17 protein-coding genes are annotated in these 19,909 nt (G+C 40.0%); 2 read left to right on the top strand and 15 right to left on the bottom strand.

The window, feature by feature from the left end; translation table 11 throughout:
• Window positions 1-27: 27 nt before the first annotated feature.
• From mraY to mraZ, 7 genes are all read right to left on the bottom strand, one after another.
• Complete coding sequence (gene mraY / locus HXT25_RS04700; RefSeq protein WP_004116897.1) at window positions 28-1,131, bottom strand: phospho-N-acetylmuramoyl-pentapeptide-transferase; 1,104 nt, start codon at window positions 1,129-1,131, stop codon at window positions 28-30.
• Window positions 1,128-2,858 carry a UDP-N-acetylmuramoyl-tripeptide--D-alanyl-D-alanine ligase gene (locus HXT25_RS04695; protein WP_004122305.1) on the bottom strand — a complete coding sequence of 577 codons (1,731 nt, stop codon included), beginning with the start codon at window positions 2,856-2,858 and terminating at the stop codon, window positions 1,128-1,130. Before HXT25_RS04695 ends, mraY begins: the two co-directional genes overlap by 4 nt.
• Window positions 2,859-2,951: 93 nt before the next feature.
• The gene (locus tag HXT25_RS04690) at window positions 2,952-4,196 is read right to left on the bottom strand and encodes a hypothetical protein (protein ID WP_004112287.1); all 1,245 of its coding nucleotides are present in this window, start codon (window positions 4,194-4,196) and stop codon (window positions 2,952-2,954) included.
• 28 nt (window positions 4,197-4,224) lie between these two features.
• Window positions 4,225-6,318 (bottom strand): peptidoglycan D,D-transpeptidase FtsI family protein, encoded by a 2,094-nt coding sequence (locus HXT25_RS04685; protein ID WP_422118731.1) that lies wholly within the window; start codon window positions 6,316-6,318, stop codon window positions 4,225-4,227.
• A complete protein-coding gene (locus HXT25_RS04680; protein ID WP_020760101.1) occupies window positions 6,318-6,950 on the bottom strand; it encodes a hypothetical protein in 633 nt (210 codons plus the stop codon). Before HXT25_RS04680 ends, HXT25_RS04685 begins: the two co-directional genes overlap by 1 nt.
• Window positions 6,950-8,011 (bottom strand): 16S rRNA (cytosine(1402)-N(4))-methyltransferase RsmH, encoded by a 1,062-nt coding sequence (rsmH, locus tag HXT25_RS04675; RefSeq protein ID WP_422118839.1) that lies wholly within the window; start codon window positions 8,009-8,011, stop codon window positions 6,950-6,952. The genes HXT25_RS04680 and rsmH overlap by 1 nt, the downstream gene beginning before the upstream one ends.
• A gap of 11 nt (window positions 8,012-8,022) precedes the next feature.
• On the bottom strand, window positions 8,023-8,796 hold the full coding sequence (mraZ, locus tag HXT25_RS04670; protein WP_004115702.1) for a division/cell wall cluster transcriptional repressor MraZ: 774 nt from the start codon (window positions 8,794-8,796) through the stop codon (window positions 8,023-8,025).
• Window positions 8,797-9,026: 230 nt separating this feature from the next.
• Between mraZ and HXT25_RS04665 the strand changes: the two genes are divergently transcribed.
• Window positions 9,027-11,303, top strand: a complete 2,277-nt coding sequence (locus HXT25_RS04665; protein ID WP_285085085.1) for a HelD family protein — start codon at window positions 9,027-9,029, stop codon at window positions 11,301-11,303.
• A 74-nt stretch (window positions 11,304-11,377) separates the two neighbouring features.
• Here HXT25_RS04665 and nrdR read toward each other — a convergent pair whose 3' ends face one another.
• The 3 genes from nrdR to HXT25_RS04650 are packed head-to-tail and all read right to left on the bottom strand — an operon-like array spanning window position 11,378 to window position 12,486.
• Window positions 11,378-11,827: a transcriptional regulator NrdR gene (nrdR, locus tag HXT25_RS04660; protein WP_004116911.1), complete on the bottom strand. Its 450-nt coding sequence runs from the start codon at window positions 11,825-11,827 to the stop codon at window positions 11,378-11,380.
• A 53-nt stretch (window positions 11,828-11,880) separates the two neighbouring features.
• Window positions 11,881-12,072, bottom strand: a complete 192-nt coding sequence (locus HXT25_RS04655; protein WP_014554736.1) for a hypothetical protein — start codon at window positions 12,070-12,072, stop codon at window positions 11,881-11,883.
• Between the two features lie 45 nt (window positions 12,073-12,117).
• A complete protein-coding gene (locus HXT25_RS04650; protein ID WP_248903213.1) occupies window positions 12,118-12,486 on the bottom strand; it encodes a LysM peptidoglycan-binding domain-containing protein in 369 nt (122 codons plus the stop codon).
• Between the two features lie 171 nt (window positions 12,487-12,657).
• On the opposite strand from HXT25_RS04650, the gene lexA reads away from it, so the two are divergent.
• Window positions 12,658-13,377: a transcriptional repressor LexA gene (lexA, locus tag HXT25_RS04645; RefSeq protein ID WP_004112267.1), complete on the top strand. Its 720-nt coding sequence runs from the start codon at window positions 12,658-12,660 to the stop codon at window positions 13,375-13,377.
• A 166-nt stretch (window positions 13,378-13,543) separates the two neighbouring features.
• Here lexA and HXT25_RS04640 read toward each other — a convergent pair whose 3' ends face one another.
• The 5 genes from HXT25_RS04640 to HXT25_RS04620 form a co-directional block, all read right to left on the bottom strand.
• On the bottom strand, window positions 13,544-14,023 hold the full coding sequence (locus tag HXT25_RS04640) for a GreA/GreB family elongation factor (RefSeq protein WP_004112265.1): 480 nt from the start codon (window positions 14,021-14,023) through the stop codon (window positions 13,544-13,546).
• Between the two features lie 66 nt (window positions 14,024-14,089).
• Complete coding sequence (locus tag HXT25_RS04635; RefSeq protein WP_014554739.1) at window positions 14,090-14,497, bottom strand: FKBP-type peptidyl-prolyl cis-trans isomerase; 408 nt, start codon at window positions 14,495-14,497, stop codon at window positions 14,090-14,092.
• A 247-nt stretch (window positions 14,498-14,744) separates the two neighbouring features.
• On the bottom strand, window positions 14,745-16,229 hold the full coding sequence (locus HXT25_RS04630; RefSeq protein ID WP_004112260.1) for an L-serine ammonia-lyase: 1,485 nt from the start codon (window positions 16,227-16,229) through the stop codon (window positions 14,745-14,747).
• Between the two features lie 145 nt (window positions 16,230-16,374).
• On the bottom strand, window positions 16,375-19,185 hold the full coding sequence (locus tag HXT25_RS04625) for an HAD-IC family P-type ATPase (protein WP_422118730.1): 2,811 nt from the start codon (window positions 19,183-19,185) through the stop codon (window positions 16,375-16,377).
• Entirely contained in the window at window positions 19,172-19,906 is a 735-nt protein-coding gene (locus HXT25_RS04620; RefSeq protein WP_422118729.1) for a hypothetical protein, read from the bottom strand. The genes HXT25_RS04625 and HXT25_RS04620 overlap by 14 nt, the downstream gene beginning before the upstream one ends.
• Window positions 19,907-19,909: the final 3 nt, after the last annotated feature.

Raw genomic sequence — 19,909 nt, 5'->3', positions numbered from 1 at the left:
TGCTAATCGTTAAGTCAGAACTAATCGTTAAATCAGTAACCCAGAATGACCAGCCCAATCCGCATAAAACATCATCAATGCAGAAAGTACAAACATAAGCTCAATCATCCAAAAACGGACAACGACTTTACCTTCTGCCCAGCCAACAAGCTCAAAATGATGGTGTATAGGAGCCATTTTAAACACTCGCTTATGCGTAAGCTTAAAACATCCAACCTGAATTACATCACTACATGCTTCTATAACAAATAGTCCGCCCAAAATAACAGCTAGGAACTCGGTATGAGTAGCTATAGAAAGAGCAGCAAAAAGACCGCCTAATGCCAATGATCCCGTATCTCCCATAAATACCTGAGCAGGATTTGAGTTGTACCATAAGAATCCAAAGCAGGCAACAGCTGCACAAACAGCAATAATAGTCAAATCAAGAGGGTCAGATACTGCGTACGAGAAACCAAAATGACCGCCACCTTTAACGTGGTAACTTTCCCAGAACGCAATCATAGCGTAACCAGCAAAAGCAATCATTGAAGAGCCAGAAGCTAAACCATCTAAACCATCTGTAAGATTTACAGCATTAGACCAAGCCGCCATCAAGAAGTTAACCCAAATAATAAAAACCACAATTCCTACGACTTGCCCAAACATTGAAAAATCAAGGAATGGTTTTTCAATAAAGCTCATACCAGCCTGAGCACTAGCAATACCAGACTGAGTTGGTAGCATTAGAGCCAAAAGTGCGTAAATGCTTGCAAAAATAATTTGACCAACCAGCTTTGCACGAACCGAAAGACCAAGATTCTGTTTTTTACGAACTTTTGCAAAGTCATCAATGAACCCAAGGAAACCCATAGAAAGCATTGCAAAAAGCACAAGAACCGCAGACCAAGATGGAGTACGCCCAACAGAGAAGTATCTGTAAAGAGCAGAAGCAGCCCAACCAACTACAACAGCAAGGTTTATAACAACACCTCCCATTGTAGGAGTTCCACGTTTAACTAAATGAGATTGTGGACCGTCCTGACGAATGTACTGACCGTAATTTAAACGGTGTACTAAGCGGATTAAAAGCGGCGTACCGACAATAGTAACAATCAGCGATACCACAATTCCCACGATAAGCGCAATCACAGGTTAACCTCCGTATGTTCATTAAGACTCTCATTAAGTTTAGACCAGCGTTCAGCTAACACGCTCAAGCCTGAAGCATGAGACCCCTTCAATAACACAACACTACTCGAATGCGCGGCCACAAGGTTCCACACAACGTTATCCGCCTCAGTGCAATCATGAACAAAATATACGCCATTTTCAACATCAAGGCTCTTATTCTGCCAATTATCTTTAGCACCTTTATAAATGCAACCAGCTAGTTCATCTAATTTTTTATCAAACTTAGAACCAACAGCTATTAGCGCATCAATATTATGCTTTGCAACATATTCGCCTATTGATTCATGCATATTATTCTCATTAGAACCAAGCTCTAACATAGATCCAAGAACTGCTATTCTAAAAATATTATTCTTTTTACTTGTTAGATCTTCTTCAGCATTAACGTTTAAATTATGTAAGTCATGATTTTCATAAGAACACAATCCATCAATTCCAGCCTTCATGGAATCAGGGTTTGCATTGAATGAATCGTCAATAAGCGTAAAAACATTATTATTGTTAGAAATTTTAGAAAGCTGCATTCTATGCGGACTAATATGCGAAACTTCATGCAAAACTTTAGCAATACTCTCAAGATTCATTCCAAAATATCTTGCCACATTAGAAGCAGCCATTGCATTCATAACATTATGCTGTCCCTGTATAGCAAGATGGACTCTAACTGAGTTTTTAAACTTATCCTCATTCTTCTCATTAAGAACAAATTCTGCACAACCCATTTCATCTAATGAAATATCACTTGCAGACAATTGGTAATTGCCATTGTTAGATGCGTCAAAATCACCTTCCGTATTGGTGTTTTTACCAAACCAACGCAATTTATCTTGATCAGCTAAAGAACGCATTGCAGATACTCGAAAATCATCAGCATTTAAAATTGCTATTCCGTGTGCAACAAGACCTCTAACAATCTCACTTTTTGCCTGAGCAATTCTTTCTACAGAACCAAACTCACCTAAATGCGCAACACCCACCTTCAATACAACAGCTAAATCAGGAGGAGCTATTGTGGTTAGTTTTGCGATTTCGCCAACATGATTTGCTCCCATTTCTGCAATAAGGAATCTCGTGTTTTCATTTACTTGCAAAGATGTTAACGGCAAACCAATTTCATTATTAAAAGATCCAATTGGTGCAACAGTGTTACCGAGCGTTGAAAGAAGAGCCTTGAGCATATCTTTTGTAGTGGTTTTTCCTACTGAACCAGTTATGCCGATAATACTAAATGGTGTATTTAACGCGCGGCGACGCTCAAGATTGTGTTTTGCTAAAAGTCCAAGAGCTTCAACCGAATTTTCAACAACTATTTGAGCAATTTTACTATTATTAGACTCATCTAACTTTACAAAATGCTCCACTATTGCAATTTTTGCACCAAGTTCTGCAGCTTTTTGAACAAAATCATGACCATCAACACGATCGCCTGGTATTGCTACAAATATGGAAGAATCCACAACTTTACGAGAATCACTTGTTGCATAAATAACAACATCATTATCTGAAATAACAACATCATTATCTGTTATGCAAAATTTCTCAGAAGTAATACTATGGTTTTCTTTTACTAAACAACCACCTATAAAAAGTCTGCCATTAACCGCAGCAGCTACTTCTCTAACACTCATAGGCATCATACGCATATTATTGGTCGTTGTATTATTGCCCAAAGTCTTATTTTGCATCATAACCTCGTTATTTTCCCAACATTGGTTTCATTTGCTTTGCAACAAATCTATTAATCATCAACACGTTTCTGAACACTACTTTAATTAACACTACTTTAATTCATGAGACACTCGTAACGCGCTTTTAATAGTTCCTCTTCTAACTCCAGCTGCAAGAACCATCGCTATTGAAAGAGAAAGATGTTTGTGAACATCCTTGCCACCAATCTGATCTGCTAAAGCAGCTAACTCATCTGATTCACGGGAACGCATAACGCAATAAGATCTTTCATGACTTACAAACCCATAACGTTGTTGAAGAGTATAAAAACTTATTACTGGTCGCGCGGACTTCATACTTTCTTCATCTATAGCGGAATCATCATTTTGATTTTTGATAAAACTATTTTCGTAATGTTTATCAGATTTATTAGCAGAAGTTCTATAAGAAGAAATATCAGATACGCTATCGGATTCACTATGAGATTCACTATCGGAATTAAGTGATTCGACTTTTTGCTGCGATTTTGAATTCTGATTTAATGTAGTATCAGAATCATACTTCTTTTTATTATATGAATGATTATCTGCATTATCATCTGCATGACTTGCATGATTTGCATGACTATCAAATTTTGAAGTATTAGAGTAAGGATCAGAATAAGAAGAGTCGCTTGCATATAAGTCAAGGCTTCCAGCCATTGCTAAAGCATTATTGCTTTCAACTCCAAGGACATCAACGTTAACAGACTGCAATGCATCTTTACTAAGAGTTGCAGAATTTAATGCTATTACAACAGCTGCAGCGCCATCTTCTACACACACAGACAAGTTATGCTGTATATCAATTATTCCCATAGGATACTCTAAATCTAACTCTCTTTGAAGAGAGCTAGACCCAGCTGCACTAATAATACCAACTGGATTGCCGAGCATATGAAGAAAATCAGCCAAACGTATAACATTTGCGTAAATCTCATCATCACTATCTCCTGCAACTGCAAAAGTTGCTATAAAAGATGACGGATCGCAATTAACATCACAAGCTAGCTTACCGAGAGTTATTGGATTATTAGAAGATACCAGCAGAGGAATGCCTACACTCATTGCTTCAGATCTAAACTCTGGAGGAACCATTGCAGCATACGCTCCAGCATCTCTAGCAGCCTCTAATTGTCTCTTATCTACTCGAGATGAAGGAACAAAAAGACAACCTGGTTTAACACTTCTAACATCACAAGCTAATGATGTAATAGTCACACCAGATGCAAAGGAAGGAATTACCTCAAAACCATACTGTTCAGCAGCAAAACCAAGCGTCACTCTGGTTCTGGAAAATTCATCAACAGCATTCATACTCGCACTCGCCCTTATTTGTTGTATATCACCATTCTACAGCAATAGGGTTGCTACGAGGAGTAGAAACTGGAACATCATACTTTTGCATCAAGAATTCTCCAATTGCTTTCAAAAGAGGTGCTGCTGCAACAACGCCGAAAGTTCCCTGAGGATTACTTAATGCCACTGTAATAGCAAATCGTGGATTATCCACAGGAATGACTCCAGCACAATCTGCAACGATAGAACTTAATCCTCCACCGAATCCCGCTACTTCTGCAGTACCACTCTTAGCAGCAACACGGTATCCATTAATTGATATAAAGTTCTTGTAAGATTCCGCTGTGCTTTCCATAGCATTCAACATTTGCGATGCTACATGTTCATCCAAAACGCGAGTTGCCTGAGGTCTCTTGTGCTCTGAAACACGTCCATGAGGATCTATTACAGATTTGATTATTGACTGTTGGAGCCTTACACCCTTGTTCGCAATAGTCGCAATAGCATTAGTAATTTGCAAAGCGTTAGTGGCATAACCCTGACCAAACAAAACAGTGTTTTGCTTACGACCATCCCATGCTTGTACGCTTGGAAGAAGACCAGGAGATTCACCTTGTAAACCTAAACCAGTATATTGCCCAATTCCAAACTTAGACAAAAACTCATAACGCTTGTTATTAGGATATTTTTCGCCAGCTAAAATCATGCCAACATTAGAAGATTCCTTTAAAATTCCAGCTAATGTTAAACGTTCAATACCATGACTGTGAGAATCATGGAAAACCTGACCTTGTTTGTCTATTGTCCCTGGAACTGAGAATTTGTCGCTGAGTTGACGCGCACCAGATTGAACCATTCCAGCCATGGCAAACACTTTGCCTATAGAACCTGGCTCAAAGATCTGGCTAACCGCTTTAGAAACAGATGCTCTAGCAGCTGAAGAACCAGCTTTAATATCGTCAGTATCTTCTAACGCAAGAATCTCACCAGTGCGAATATCCTGAACAACAGCAATTCCCCATCCAGCTTTGTACTGCTTCATTCCGTCAAGAAGAACTTTTTTAACGTACCAATCTACATCGCTGTCAATGGTTAACTTTATGTCATTACCATTTACAGCATCTTTATATTCGCTAACAGTGCCAGGAATTTTCTCATTTCCAACATTGTTTCCCTGATACTTTTGATATCCATCTGTACCAGTTAAAACTTTATCTTGCGAAAGCTCTAATCCAGATTCACCTATTTCGCCTCTTCTACCCTTTGCCTCTGGTCTAGAGCTTTCTTCGGCATCTTTGACAGAACCAATTAGGGCACCCAAAATAGGACCACTTGAATACACTCGTTCACTACTGTTTTCTGCATAAACACAACCAGAAAGGTTGAGTTTGTCAATTGCACGCTTAACAGAAGGCTTCACATTCCTCTTGATAACTGCGTAACGACCCAATCCAGAAATCTTTCCGCCGATTTCAACAGAGCTCATATGAAGAATTGGAGCTAAAAGACGTGCCACCGCCACGGCACCAGTACCTTCAACATCCTTACCATTAATCGAATGACAATTACCAGCAGTTTGTTTTGTGCAAGGAGTAGGTTTAAACGCCTGCGCATTCATAGGATCAGCAATTATATTGTATCTTTCAACACTTTGAGCAAGAACTGAACCGTTTGTATCTAAAATACGACCTCTTCTAGCAAGAATTGGTTTTGTCCTAATACGTTCTGCTTGAGCCGCCTGAGCAGTAGAACGAGCATTAATAAGCTGTATAAAACTAAGTTTTACTATTGCACATGTTGCAACAAACGCAAAAATAATTGCAACAATTACGCACTTCTTTGCAAAAACTGTGCTATTCATCGCAGCAGTCTTATTAGCAGCAGACCGATTATAGGATCCGTAAGCCTCATAAGAATTCGCATTGTATGTGCTGGACTTTTTAAACCTTGTAAATTGCGATTTTCTTTTAATCAGCTTCAGTAAGCTAAAAACGCGACTAATACCGTCTTTTAGAGACTTACTGGTTTTTGAAAATCCACTGGAATTGCTTGTTCTATTAACTTTGTCTTTAATAGAATTAACAACTCCATTAACTTTGCCTGAATATTTGGCGAAACGTTGCTTGATTTGGCGGCTCATCAATGTTTCTCCTTATCCTTTGGTTTTTGTTGTTGAGATTGTTGTTTAGATTGTTGTGAATCATGCGTCTGCTGTTTGGGCTGTGACTTTTGATTCTTGAGATTAGCCTGTGTTTGAGCTTTCTTAGCATCAAGCATTGCTTTTTCAGCTTTCTTTTTATTTGCATAATCGCTTAAATCAACGGTTATTGCACCTTGCTGCGGAACCATTCCCATTGTTTGCGCTTTTGCTGGAAGATCCGCCTCTAAAGTATCTAATTTTGTTTGCGCTGTTTCTACATCTTGACGAAGCCTAGAAATACTCGATTGTGTAGCAGCTTGTTCAAAAGATATTTCTGCCATTTTTGTGCGCAACAATAGAGATGTTGTAGGAGTGATTACTAAGAACAAAACAACAATAATCACATTAAAAAGAGGCGCTTTACGAGTATTGCTCCACTCTATAACCTTATGCAAGCGGTTCATTACTGTGTAAGATCTGCGGTCTGATGCACTAAATACCAATGGAAGGGATTTTAGAACACGATTTTTCCTTGAATCTCCAACAACTTTTTCTTTTACACGACCTGCAGGAGCTGCTGTTGCAGTAACAGTAGACAATCCAGGAGCACGGTTTTTTAATGGCTTAATCATTAGAACCTACCCCCTTTTTTATGTGCAAATCGTATAGTCGAAGAATTAGATGATTCTTCAATACCTTTAGAAATAGATTCAAATTCCTTAATCCAACGTTCTGGAATATCTCGAATCAGTTCCACTGCACGCAAGCGAACAGACGAAGACCTAGTATTATTTGCTATTTCTTCCTTAGATGCTTTCACAGCTCCTCTAGTTAGCGACCTAAAGAAAGGCTGTGCATCTGCTGGAATAATAGGCATATTCGCTGGAACATCTACTTCTAAGCCATTATTCATGAATCTTTTAACCGCAATATCTTCTAGCGAATGATAAGATTCAACAACAATCCTGCCACCTTGATTTAAACGCAGAGCCAACTTTGGTAGTGTCCTAGCAAGTTTGTCTAATTCTCCATTAACCTCAATGCGAAGAGCTTGGAAAACTCTCTTAGCTGGGTTTCCTGGAGCACGATGAGAACGAGGAATAACGTTATCAACTAATTCAACCAGCTGACCAGATGTGGTAATCGGAGTCTCTTCACGAACTTGAACAATTTTGCGAGCTATTGGACCAGAAAAACGCTCTTGACCATATTCTCGGAAAATATTCGCAAGCTTATGCGAATCATAAGTCGCAAGAATAGTCGCAGCTGTTATGCTTTGTGTAGTGTCCATTCTCATATCTAATGCAGTGTTGTGAGAATATGAGAATCCTCTATCTTCTTCGTCTATTTGCAAGCTAGAAAGTCCCAAATCCATAAATGCTGCATCAATATGGTAGATTGCTAAATCTTCAAGAACTTTGTCAACTTCATCAAATGCTGCATGTACTGGAATAAAACGTTCGTCTAATCCTTCTTCACGCATTCTTTTCGTAGCTAGCTCAAGAGCTTCGCCATCTCTGTCTATGCCTACAAGCGTTGCAAGAGGAGCCGCTTTAAGAAAAGCTGTTGCATGACCAGCGAGACCCAGCGTGCAATCCACAACAACAGAATTCTTGTGGTTTAACGCTGGAGATACTAGATTTACACAATCGTCGAGCAATACTGGTGCGTGTATTGTAGATAAGTCCTTCATTGGATCACCTTTCATTGGATCACCGCCGGAAGAACATCATCTGCAATATCTGCATAATCTTGCTCACGATCTGCAAGGTATTCGTTCCAAGCAGACTTATTCCATATTTCTGCGCGAGTGCCAACACCAATTACAACAATCTCGTCTCCAAGATTTGCGTAATCTCTTAACATTGGTGGAACTACTATGCGTCCCTGCTTATCTGGTTCTTGATCTACAGCGCCAGAAAGAAACACTCGCAAATAGTCTCTTGCAGACTTATTGCTCATAGATGTGCGCTGAATCTGCGTTGTAATACGTTGAAACTCTTGCATTGGCAGTACGTATACGCAACGTTCCTGACCACGTGCCATAACAAAACCATTCCCTAATTGAGATCTAAATTTCGCTGGTAAAGCTACACGACCTTTTCCATCAATTTTTGGAGCATATGTACCAAGAAGAATTGGGGTTTGATTCTGTTGCTGATTCTGATTGCTTATGCCATTACCACGAGAATCTTCATTATTCGGTAAAGGAGTGGAATTAAAAGCCGAATATGGAGCCTGGTTAATGGGTTGCGCAAAAGGAATCTGCTGCATTGGCGGAATCTGCTGTGGCTGATACATCTGTGGCATCACATAATAAGGCTGAGCGTACGCTTGAGGATTTTGCATTGGCATATGCATTTCCTGAGCATTAGCTTGAGCAATATTTTGTGAATCACTGTCAGAGAGATTTTGAGCATGCATAAAGGAGGAATTGGCTTTATTCTGCGCATTATCATCCGCATTATTACGAGCCATAACTCCACCTCCTTTTCAACATGCAATATGCCACTTGCACATCGTTCACCATTTTACCCCATTCCTCACCAAAAATCCCCACTTTTTATAAAAAAATAATATTTTTTTTTCATAAAAGTGCCACTTTATGCATTCGTCGCAAAAACTTTCTTAGAAAATACCGTGTATAAGCCTCGAGATATACTTAAACGCCTAGTTTTTAGCTCAACATTTAAGAAGAACGGACACAAATGTCTACGTACTCCTCACAACTTAGCGAAGAACAACAAGCAGTTGATTGCACTTACGGACGCTTGGATGACTTGCGTTCTACGGTTCGTACAAGACTTGACGCTGTACGAGCTGCAGGATCACACGGGTCGCCTACTCAGCGCACCGAACGTGATTCATTTGCAACAATGTATGAGGATCGGTTAACTCAACTTAGAGCCGTAGAAGACAGGCTTGTGTTTGGAAGACTTGACGATCGCGAAGGAACAAGACACTACATAGGTAGGATTGGTCTACTCAGTGAAAATCACGATCCTATTCTTACAGATTGGCGAGCAGAAGCTGCGCGACCATTCTATGAGGCGACGCCACGTCACCATGGAAATATCGTTATGCGTAGGCATATAACTCTTAAATTCCGCGAGGTTGTTGGAGTTGAAGACGAGATTCTTGATATTCATGCAGACGAGGTAAACAAGGCTTCTAAGCAGGGAACTCTAACAGGCGAAGGTGCTTTACTAGCTTCACTAGGTTCTCGTAGAACTGGAAAAATGACTGATATTGTTGCAACTATTCAAGCTGAACAAGACCGCATTATTCGTGCTCCTCTTGACCATACTATTGTTGTACAAGGTGGGCCTGGTACTGGCAAAACCGCCGTAGCATTGCACAGGGCAGCATATCTTCTTTATACACATCGTAGAAAGCTTGAAAAATCAGGCGTTCTGATTGTAGGACCAAGCTCGGCATTCTTAAGATATATAGATCAAGTTTTGCCTTCTTTGGGTGAAACTGGTGTTGTAAGTAGAACAATTTCTGATTTAATCCCAAATGTTCATGCTGTTGCAGAAGATACTCCACATGCGGCAAAGCTTAAGGGAATGTATCGCATGAAAAACGTTATTCAGAACGCTGTTTGTGCAAGAATACGTGTTCCTAAAGATTTACCAACGCTACGCATAAACGGGTTTGCTGTACAACTCAAAAAAGAGGATATTGAGCTTGCACAATCAGATGCTCAACGAACACATCAACCTCATAATCAGGCTCGCAAAACTTTCGTAAAGTCAGTTATAAGTTCACTTAGAAATAGATACCTCGAACAGTTAGATTACACTCCTTCGCAGTCTGAAATATCCGATATTACATCGCAGCTTCGTATGGAAGAGAAACTTAAGATTACTCTGAATCTTGCTTGGCTCCCTATGACTGCCACGTGGCTTATTGACCAGCTGTTTTCTAAACCTGAACAACTTCGCATATATGCTCCTTGGTTAAGCGAAGACGATATCCGTGTATTAACTAGACCAAAAGGTAGTCCTCTAACTCGCTCTGATATACCGCTTCTTGATGAGGCTATGGAGCTTCTAGGTGAAGATCCAAAAGTTGAGGCACAAAATGCTGCAAATGCTCGCAAAAAGCTCGAAGAGCAGCAATACGCTTCTGAAACACTTGCTCAAAATGGCATTGGAAATGGAATCGTTACCGCAGATATGCTCATAGAGAACATTCAAGGTGACGATACAAGCATGGTTGCCAATCTTGCTGCGTCAGATAGAGAGTGGACTTATGGTCATGTGGTTGTAGATGAAGCTCAAGAGCTTACAGCAATGGATTGGCGAATGCTAATCCGTCGCTGCCCTTCCAGATCATTTACAATCGTTGGTGATGTTGCTCAAACATCCGCTTTAGGTGGAACGCATCATTGGCAAAAGAATATGAGCTCACTGTTTGGAGATGCAAACTGGGATCTTTACGAGTTGACCATTAATTATCGTAACCCTAAAGAAGTTTCAGATGCTGCAGGAAAAGTGGCAAACAACTCTGGATTGTACATTTCCACAGTCAATGCTGTACGATCTGTTCCTGATTCTCTTGTTACCCATACACTTAAGCATCAAGATGAACTAGATAGAACGCTTTCAAAATATTGCATTGATTTGTTTAAAGAATTCGTATCAGAAGATGGAAGTGGTCGCGTAGCGATAATAGTTCCTAATGAACTATTAGACCATACTGATAAAATCGTTAAAGATACTCTTCGTAAAAATCTTTCCGATAAAGAATACAATCGCATACTTCAACAGAATTCAGACGATAGTCAGATTAGCGTTTGCACGCCTGAAGACGTTAAAGGATTAGAATACGATGCCGTAATTCTGATGCAACCTTCTAAAATAGAACAAGAGGCAGCATCTATGCTTACAGCAGCAGCAAATCTGTACGTTGCTATGACAAGACCAACACAGCGATTAGTCATCTTGCGCACACAAGATGATGCTGATTTTTCAAAATAAACACAAAAACACTAAACCCGAATAACCTAGTACATTGTTTGACCTATTGAAATATATGGGTCAAACAAGAAGGGTTATTGCTTACTCTTTTTAAGATCCTCAATGGCTTGTTCAAAATCTTTCAAGCCAGCGAAGTTCTGATATACACTAGCAAAACGAAGATAAGCTACCTCATCCAGTTCTCGCAATGGTTTCAATATTGCTTTTCCAACTTCTTCAGATGTAACTTGCGCTAATCCGCGAGCACGCAAATCAGCTTCAACTTCCATTCCCAACGTCTTTAAAGCTTCAGAGTCTATAGGTCTACCCTGACAAGCTTTTCCTACACCAGCAACCACCTTTGCTCGGTCGAATGGCTCAATTGAACCAGATCGTTTCATAACAAGCAGTTGAGTAGTTTCAACTGTCGTAAAGCGGTTGCCACACATCTGGCATTCACGTCTGCGACGAATCGAATATCCATCTTCACTAATTCGCGTATCGATAACCTTAGTATCGGAATTCTTACAAAAAGGACAATGCATACATCTAGCATACTAAAAATTATTAAAATATGTTATATATGCTTTAATATTTGTTATATAAATAAATCGATTTTTTCATATTTTTGTCCATATTCTTGATAAATTTTACCAATAAATACCTGAATTGATGGATATAAAGCCATATCTGCAATTACTTGTACCGTTGTTTCATATATCAACGAAGCCATAAATACAACATTGTTATAATCTTCATCATACGAGTCACATTCGCAAATCCAATCCATATAAACCTCCATATTTTAACTATCGAATAAAATTATCTACATTGATTAATCATCTATAAACGGCACTTTTATAGACTGACCTACTTCTAAATCTGCTGAATCTAAATTATTAATTTGCATGAGATAATCTACAGAATCAGAAATATTACTGTCTTTGTTTGCTATAGTTTTTGCATAACTCCATAAAGTATCTCCAGGACGAACAGTGTATGTTACAAAAGATTTTGACACTGCAGAAACTGCTGGCTTTGGAGTAAAAATAATCCATGCAAAACACACTAAAGCAACAAAAACAATAAATCTAATAAAAGATTTACTATACTCATTTCGTTTTAAACAAGTTTTATCTACGCAAGTACCGTTGTTCGCAAACTGACTATATAAAGCACCAGTTGCTTTTGATCTCTTATGCATAATTACCCTTTCTCACAAATTTAAATCAATATAAATCCATATGAACATTTGTTCTATCGAACAGGTGTATCAATCTTGACACATCTGTTCTAAAGATGCAACGGCGTGTCGAACATATGTTTGATTTTTTTGCGAGTTTGTCATAGAATAAAATCATCGAAAGGAGACACCATGAATATCAACACAAACGAGATTAGTGATTCCGCGGCGCACAACACAGAACCGCTAACAGATCGTCAGCGCAAAATCATGGATGCCATACAAAATTGCCTTGAAGAACATGGATTTCCTCCATCATTTAGAGAAATAGGCGAAGCTGTAGGCTTAAGAAGTCCTTCTTCCGTAAAACATCAATTGCGAGCCTTAGAAATGAAAGGACTAATAAGAATAAGCGCCAATAAAGGGCGTGCCATTGAGGTTATTGGAGATTTCTTAAAGAAAAATAAGGAGAAAGCTCATACACTGATTACAAAATCAGCAGTAGATGTAAGCATATACAACAACGACTCATTGATTCACTCACACGACGTACCACTTGTTGGGAGAATTGCAGCTGGAACACCTATAACAGCAGAGCAACACGTTGAAGATGTTATGAGATTGCCAGAAAGACTTACTGGAAGCGGAAATCTATTTATGCTAGAAGTGCATGGAGATTCAATGATCGATGCAGCAATCTGCGATGGAGATTACGTTGTTGTACGAGAACAAAATGAAGCAACAAATGGAGATATAGTTGCCGCACTGCTAGATAATGAGGCTACTGTAAAAACGTTTAGAAAAGACAATGGTCACGTCTGGCTTATGCCACACAATCCAGCGTATTCACCTATCGATGGATCACACGCAAAAATAATGGGTAAAGTTGTTACTATCTTAAGAAAAATTTAACGTTTTAAGCAGAACTAGAACTAAATTTCTAGCAAACGCAAAACATTACAAATACTCTCTCAATATGTAAAACAAATAATAAAAAAAAATCGCTGTGATTAGCAGCTATAAGAGCTTTAAAATCACAGCGATTAAAAAATGAACTTTCCTGTCACATAAAAATTTATTATGCGAGAGGATGAGAATCCTTGATAGTTACAGAAATCTCACGACCATTTGGAGCAGAATAGCTAACAGTATCACCTGCTTTAGCGCCCATTATTGCAGCACCAATTGGAGATTCTGGACTAATAACATCGTAATCTGTAGCAACAGCAATATCGCGAGAGCCAAGTACATAAGTCATTTCTCGGCCAGCAAGCTCCAAGGTTACAAGAGAGCCATTCCCAACACTGCCAGCTTCTGGAGCTTCGAGAATCTTAGCATTACGAAGCTTAACAATAAGCTCGTTAATACGACCCTCATTTTTGCCCTGCTCCTCACGAGCAGCTTGATAACCACCATTTTCAGACAAATCGCCCTCAGCTCGCGCAGCAGCAATACGTTCAGTAATTTCATCACGATACTCGCCTTCGCGATGAGCCAATTCTTCCTTGAGCTTATCGTAAGCTTCCTTAGTCAACAAAATCGTTTTTTCTTCAGCCATTTTGTAATCTCCTTAATAAAGAACAAAGAATAAAACAGCAAATTAAAAATCAATCACACGCAATATTCATCGCGTAGAAATAATATCAATCACAAACACAAGAGTGTCTGAACCACCAATTCCAGCCTGAGGAACTCCACGAGAACCATAACCATACTCAGGCGGAATAGAAACAAGAAGCCTAGAGCCAACATTATGACCTGGAACAGTACGATCCCACCCCTGAATCACCTGACCAACACCAATGCCAAAACTTGCTGGCCTATGACGATCAAAGCTAGAATCAAACGGCTTATCCGCGCCCCAAACAACACCATGATAATTAACAGTCACAGTATCTCCAGCGCGAACTAAAGGACCATTACCTTCTACTAACTCAACAACCTTAAGCCCCGCTGGCGGCTCAGACGCTGGGAACGTCACCGTTGGCGTAGTACCAAATTCCGAAACTACTTCTGGCATATCCTGTGCCATATTGCCCTCCTTTATAATCTTTTCCAATCCCTTACAGCCATATGTAAATGCTTAAAACATTTGCAAAAATCAACTAATGTTTAATAGCATTATCCAAAAACTTCGAACATTATAACAGTTCTGTAATCTTATAGCGTGATTTAGATTAGCACTCAACCGCTACCTATGCCAATAATATAAAGTCAAATCCTAATCTAAATCCTAATCTAATCCAAAATTTAATTTAGGATTCAATCTAACATTCAATCTAACATTCAACAACGTTTACGGCGAGTCCACCTTTAGATGTTTCCCTGTACTTAGACATCATATCTTGACCAGTTTCCTTCATTGTTTTAATCGCATTATCAAGGCTAACAATATGCGAACCATCACCTAGCAGAGCAATTCTCACAGCATTAATCGCCGTATTAGCAGCCATAGCATTGCGCTCAATGCAAGGAATCTGCACCAAACCGCCAACAGGATCACAAGTCAAACCAAGATGATGCTCAATACCAATTTCCGCAGCATTTTCAACCTGTTCAGGAGTGCCGCCAAGCACCTCACATAATCCAGCAGCAGCCATAGAACACGCGGAACCAACTTCTCCCTGGCATCCAACTTCTGCACCAGAAATCGAAGCATTGCGTTTAAACAGGTATCCAACAGCGCCAGAAGCAAGAAGGAATCTTACAATTCCATCTTCACTAGCACTATCTACAAACCGCCAATAATATTGCAAAACAGCTGGAATAATTCCGGCAGAACCATTAGTAGGAGCCGTAACAATACGACCACCACCAGCATTCTCCTCACTCACAGCAAGTGCAAAAAGATTAACCCACGCAGAATCGGAGCTTTCTAAAGCTGAATCAGCCCTACGATGATTCTGACGAAGCATATCTGAATTAGCAGCAAGACGAGCATACATATTGGGAGCACGCCTAGGAACATCAAGTCCTCCAGGGAGAATCTCCTGTTTAGAATTACAACCATTTTCCACACACTTGCTCATAACCTTCCACACATGTAGCAAATAGGAGCGAACGTAATGCGCATCTCCCTCATGCAAAGCAAGCTCATTTTGCCAAACAATATCACTTATATTCTTATGTTCTTTTTTGCAAATTGAAATAAGCTCTTTACAAGTCGAGAAAGGATAAGGAACAGTTGAATCATTGGAAGAATTTACGGAAGAATCGCCATTTACAGAATTATTTGTCGAGTCAGACTTAGAATCATCAACATTATTCGCATCGTCTAAAACGCGATCATGCAACCCAACCATTGCATCATTCGCGTTACCTTTGCGAATAAAACCACCTCCAATTGAATACCAAACTTGCTCGTCAACAGTATTACCTTGAGAATCAAAAGCCACAAACCTCATGCCATTAGGGTGTGCAACCATGCGCTTCCACTTTTCAAAAATCACGTCTGAATCGTAATCAAATTCAATAGTATGACTATGAGCAAGAGTCAAAGTACCAGTTTTCTTACAATATTCGCGAATAGTCATCATGTGTTCTGTATCAACATCGTCAGGTAAATTACCCTCCAAACCTGCAACAGAAGCACGATCCGTGCCATGACCTAAACCTGTAAGAGACAAAGAACCGTACAATGTAACATGAACTCGCGCAACATTATTAAGCTTTCCACTTTCCTTCAAAGAAGTAACAAAAGCGTTCGCAGCGCGCATAGGACCAACAGTATGAGAAGAACTAGGTCCTACACCAATCGAAAACATTTCTAAAATACTGAACACATATACATTGTAAGCATAATTTCAAAGTCACGACACGCAGCGATTCGATATACGTTGCGTTCAACATAAAAATAAAATGCACTACAAAACCCAAAAACCAACTAAAGTTGATAAAAGCTAATAAAAGCTAATCAGCATCTTCATCCATAGAAATATCTGCAGCAGAAATATCAGAAGAATGACTGTTGTCTAACCAACTTACGATTAGTCTGCTAAATAAGTGTAAAAGCATCCACACAACAAAAGCAAACATTACTGCACAAATCATAACAAACATATCGTTCCCATTAGTTGGAATGTGCAAATCAAAGAAATGAGCGACAAACGGTATAAACACACCCACAACACCAGCCAGCGCAAAGCACAACACCATTATTCCACGCCAAGAAAAAATAGGTTTAGAAACAGTAGCTAAAACCACTACACCAAGCGCAAAAACAACAACCGAACAAATACTACGAGTCACACCCAAAGACTTGGCTGCACCAACAATGAGCTTGGAAGCACTCACACCAGAAGCATCTAAACCACGCGCCAACATCATAGGAGCAAAAACAGCCGTAACCAACACAGATATAGCAACAGCCACACCATTAGGAAGAGCAAAACGCACAACGCGATGCAAAAACCCTGGAATATAACGTCTTGAATTAGGAGCCAAAGCCAGCAAAAACGCTGGAATACCAATTGTTAACGAGCCAATATAAGTTATGTGACGAGGCAGATACGGGAAGTGAAGACCAAGAAGAACAACACCAGCCGAAATAAGTGCAGAATACACAGTTTTAACAAGGAACAATCCTGCAACACGCTCCATATTTGCCATAACCTGACGCCCCCTAGCAACCACGTCTGGAAGATGTGAAAAACGCGAATCAACAAGCACAACTTGAGCCACAGCCTTAGCTGCAGGAGCAGCATTCCCCATAGCTACACCCAAATCCGCTTCTTTAAGCGCAAGAGTATCGTTAACACCATCGCCAGTCATAGCAACAACATGACCCTTAGCATGCAGAGCCTGAACAATCGCCTTCTTTTGATCTGGCAAAACACGACCAAGAACATCAACATTCTCGAGCACCTGGGAAAGCTGATTAACATCTTTAGGAAGATTCCTAGCATCCATAGCAATAGGCTTAGAATCGCCGGTTAATCCAACTTTTTCCGCCACTGCAGCAACTGTTATAGGATTATCGCCAGAAATAACACGGCATCTAACTCCCTGCTGCCTAAACCATGCGAGCGTTTGTCTAGCATCCGAACGAATTTTCTCCGAACAACGAACCAAGGCAACAGGACGCGCATTAGAAGAAATAGTAGGAGAATCAGAAAAAGTAGAATCACATGAATCGCTGTCATCTAAAGCAAGGAGAAGCACACGCTCACCTTTTTGAGCATATTCATTTACGCGATGCAAAATACGATCAAACTGCTCATGCGAGCGCATATTAGAATAGTTAGAATCAGAATTGCCGTCAGAACAATCACGAAACTCACGAAACTCACGAATCGCACTAACCAAAACTTCTGGAGCACCCATGTACCAAGTTTCAAAACTACCATCTTTATGCTTGTAATTAATAGCACTCCATTTTCTAGAAGACGAGAACGGAAGACGATTATTTATTACGCAACCAGAGGAGACACCCTGATTTTCACCGTTTTTATCATCAAGACCTTTGCTAAAAGTATCTTTACTACCAAGACCTTCCATAATTGCTATACCAGTAGCATTTGGATTTTCTTCATTAGACAAATCAAATAAAGCTTGATTTACAAAACCGCGCAAACCATCATTCAAGTCGAAAGCATCCGCGCTGCTCTGCTTTACAACATCACTTAAATTGTCATCAAGCAAATCCACGCCTACAAATGCGATTCCACCATCCGTAATAGTGCCAGTTTTATCCAAATTCAAACAATCCACTCGCGCCAAAGTTTCCACAGATTCTAGCTCTTGTATCAGAGTCTTCTTTCGAGCGAGGCGCATAGCAGCAACAGCAAAATTAAGCGAAGTTAAAAGCACAAGACCTTCTGGAATCATGCCGACAACACCAGCGACAGCAGAAACCACAGCACTACGCCAATGGCCAGTTTGCCACGCAAGCGCAAAACCACCAACCTTACTAATCTGAGACCATACAAGCAAGACGCAAAGAGGCACAACAACAATCGTCATCCACTTTAAAATCGTGTTAATTCCACGGCTCAAATCCGAAATTGTTTTAGTGTAAACCTTTGCTTGAGCAGCCAATTTAGCAGCATAACTGTTGCCACCCACAGCCGTAACACGAGTCAAAGCAACACCAGAAACAGCGGTAGAGCCAGAATATACGCGATCCTCTGCAGCCTTACGTACAGTTGCAGATTCGCCCGTAAGCATTGACTCATCCATCTCCAAACCCCAAGATTCAAGCACTTGCACGTCCGCAGGAACCTGGTCTCCAGCACGAACCCATAACAAATCACCAAGCACAATATCGCAATGGTTTATAAAAACGTTCTTTCCGCCTCGTCGCACAATCGATCGCGAAGCCACAAGAATCGAAAGCCTATCAAGCGTGTGTTTTGCACGCAACTCAGTAACAACGCCAATACCAGTGTTAATCAAAATAACAAAACCAAAAACGGCATCTTTCCAAGATCCAGTAGCGAGAACAACCACCATTGCTACAAAGATAATCGCATTAAAAAGTGTAAACACGTTTGCGCGCACAATAGAAAGCACAGACCTAGATGTTCGATTAGTCGTAATGTTAACGTCGCCATTTTCCACAGCATAAGAAACTTCATCTGCATTTAAACCAGATTCGTTAACTTCTGGCAAATCAGGCAAATCAGACATGTCACTTATGTCACGCAAATTATCCAAATCACGCATCTGCAGCCTCCGAGAAGTCTCTGGCAAATCTTTCTTAATTACGCTAGTTCTTGTCATTTATAATCACATCCCTGCTGTGAGGCGTATTATCTATTAATGATTGAACGATTTTTAGAAGAGATGAATGTTGAATTTTTCCCAATTTATCTACATTCGACCTATTATCCCTATTAAACTCAAACAAAGCTTGATTGTCTAAATCCTTGAAAATATACAATTTTGCAGCATACAAAGTTGAATCCTTCGGAGGATTTTTAGGATTCACAAGAGCTACTGGTATTCCAGCAAAACGAGCATATTTAAGCGCATCAATCCAAGATTCACGAGCCTTTGAATCTACATGCGCTCCACCAGCATTGCTTTTAACCCCTAAATCTGTAGAATCTGAAGCATCAATATTGATGTTGTTAATCAATATCATAGAAACAGGCTGCTCGGAAGCAGACTTAATCGCATCCCTTGCAGCCTCATTAGCGTTCTTAACATCCGACACAGAAGCATAAGATGCACTCAAACCAGATTTTTCGCATAAATGAAGAAGCTTGGAATCAAGAGATGCGGATTTTGACCCAACTATAAGTAGCTTGATATCTTCTACGTCAATGCCATCGTGAACTATGTCGTCTGCCTTACCCGTATCCCCAACCGCGTGATTATTAGGCTCACACCCACTCAAAGACGCTACCGCCAATAGAGAAATCGACGCAGCTGCGCATAAACATGTCACGCGTTTAAGTTTATTCATAAGCACGTGCTTTGTTTTGCGCATAAGAGACATAAT

This window comes from Gardnerella sp. DNF00476 (genome assembly GCF_049262735.1).
Taxonomy (GTDB): domain Bacteria; phylum Actinomycetota; class Actinomycetes; order Actinomycetales; family Bifidobacteriaceae; genus Bifidobacterium; species Bifidobacterium vaginale.
Note: the sequence above shows the minus strand (reverse complement) of the source record. Positions and strands in the feature narration are given on the sequence as shown.

What these genes read in the sequence shown, in the direction of transcription:
- HXT25_RS04695 (WP_004122305.1), bottom strand. Translation starts at nt 2,858, where the DNA reads ATGCAAAATAAGACTTTGGGCAATAATACAACGACCAATAATATGCGT.
- HXT25_RS04690 (WP_004112287.1), bottom strand. Translation starts at nt 4,196, where the DNA reads ATGAATGCTGTTGATGAATTTTCCAGAACCAGAGTGACGCTTGGTTTT.
- HXT25_RS04685 (WP_422118731.1), bottom strand. Translation starts at nt 6,318, where the DNA reads ATGAGCCGCCAAATCAAGCAACGTTTCGCCAAATATTCAGGCAAAGTT.
- HXT25_RS04680 (WP_020760101.1), bottom strand. Translation starts at nt 6,950, where the DNA reads ATGATTAAGCCATTAAAAAACCGTGCTCCTGGATTGTCTACTGTTACT.
- rsmH (WP_422118839.1), bottom strand. Translation starts at nt 8,011, where the DNA reads ATGAAGGACTTATCTACAATACACGCACCAGTATTGCTCGACGATTGT.
- mraZ (WP_004115702.1), bottom strand. Translation starts at nt 8,796, where the DNA reads ATGGCTCGTAATAATGCGGATGATAATGCGCAGAATAAAGCCAATTCC.
- HXT25_RS04665 (WP_285085085.1), top strand. Translation starts at nt 9,027, where the DNA reads ATGTCTACGTACTCCTCACAACTTAGCGAAGAACAACAAGCAGTTGAT.
- nrdR (WP_004116911.1), bottom strand. Translation starts at nt 11,827, where the DNA reads ATGCATTGTCCTTTTTGTAAGAATTCCGATACTAAGGTTATCGATACG.
- HXT25_RS04655 (WP_014554736.1), bottom strand. Translation starts at nt 12,072, where the DNA reads ATGGATTGGATTTGCGAATGTGACTCGTATGATGAAGATTATAACAAT.
- HXT25_RS04650 (WP_248903213.1), bottom strand. Translation starts at nt 12,486, where the DNA reads ATGCATAAGAGATCAAAAGCAACTGGTGCTTTATATAGTCAGTTTGCG.
- lexA (WP_004112267.1), top strand. Translation starts at nt 12,658, where the DNA reads ATGAATATCAACACAAACGAGATTAGTGATTCCGCGGCGCACAACACA.
- HXT25_RS04640 (WP_004112265.1), bottom strand. Translation starts at nt 14,023, where the DNA reads ATGGCTGAAGAAAAAACGATTTTGTTGACTAAGGAAGCTTACGATAAG.
- HXT25_RS04635 (WP_014554739.1), bottom strand. Translation starts at nt 14,497, where the DNA reads ATGGCACAGGATATGCCAGAAGTAGTTTCGGAATTTGGTACTACGCCA.
- HXT25_RS04630 (WP_004112260.1), bottom strand. Translation starts at nt 16,229, where the DNA reads ATGTTTTCGATTGGTGTAGGACCTAGTTCTTCTCATACTGTTGGTCCT.
- HXT25_RS04625 (WP_422118730.1), bottom strand. Translation starts at nt 19,185, where the DNA reads ATGACAAGAACTAGCGTAATTAAGAAAGATTTGCCAGAGACTTCTCGG.
- HXT25_RS04620 (WP_422118729.1), bottom strand. Translation starts at nt 19,906, where the DNA reads ATGTCTCTTATGCGCAAAACAAAGCACGTGCTTATGAATAAACTTAAA.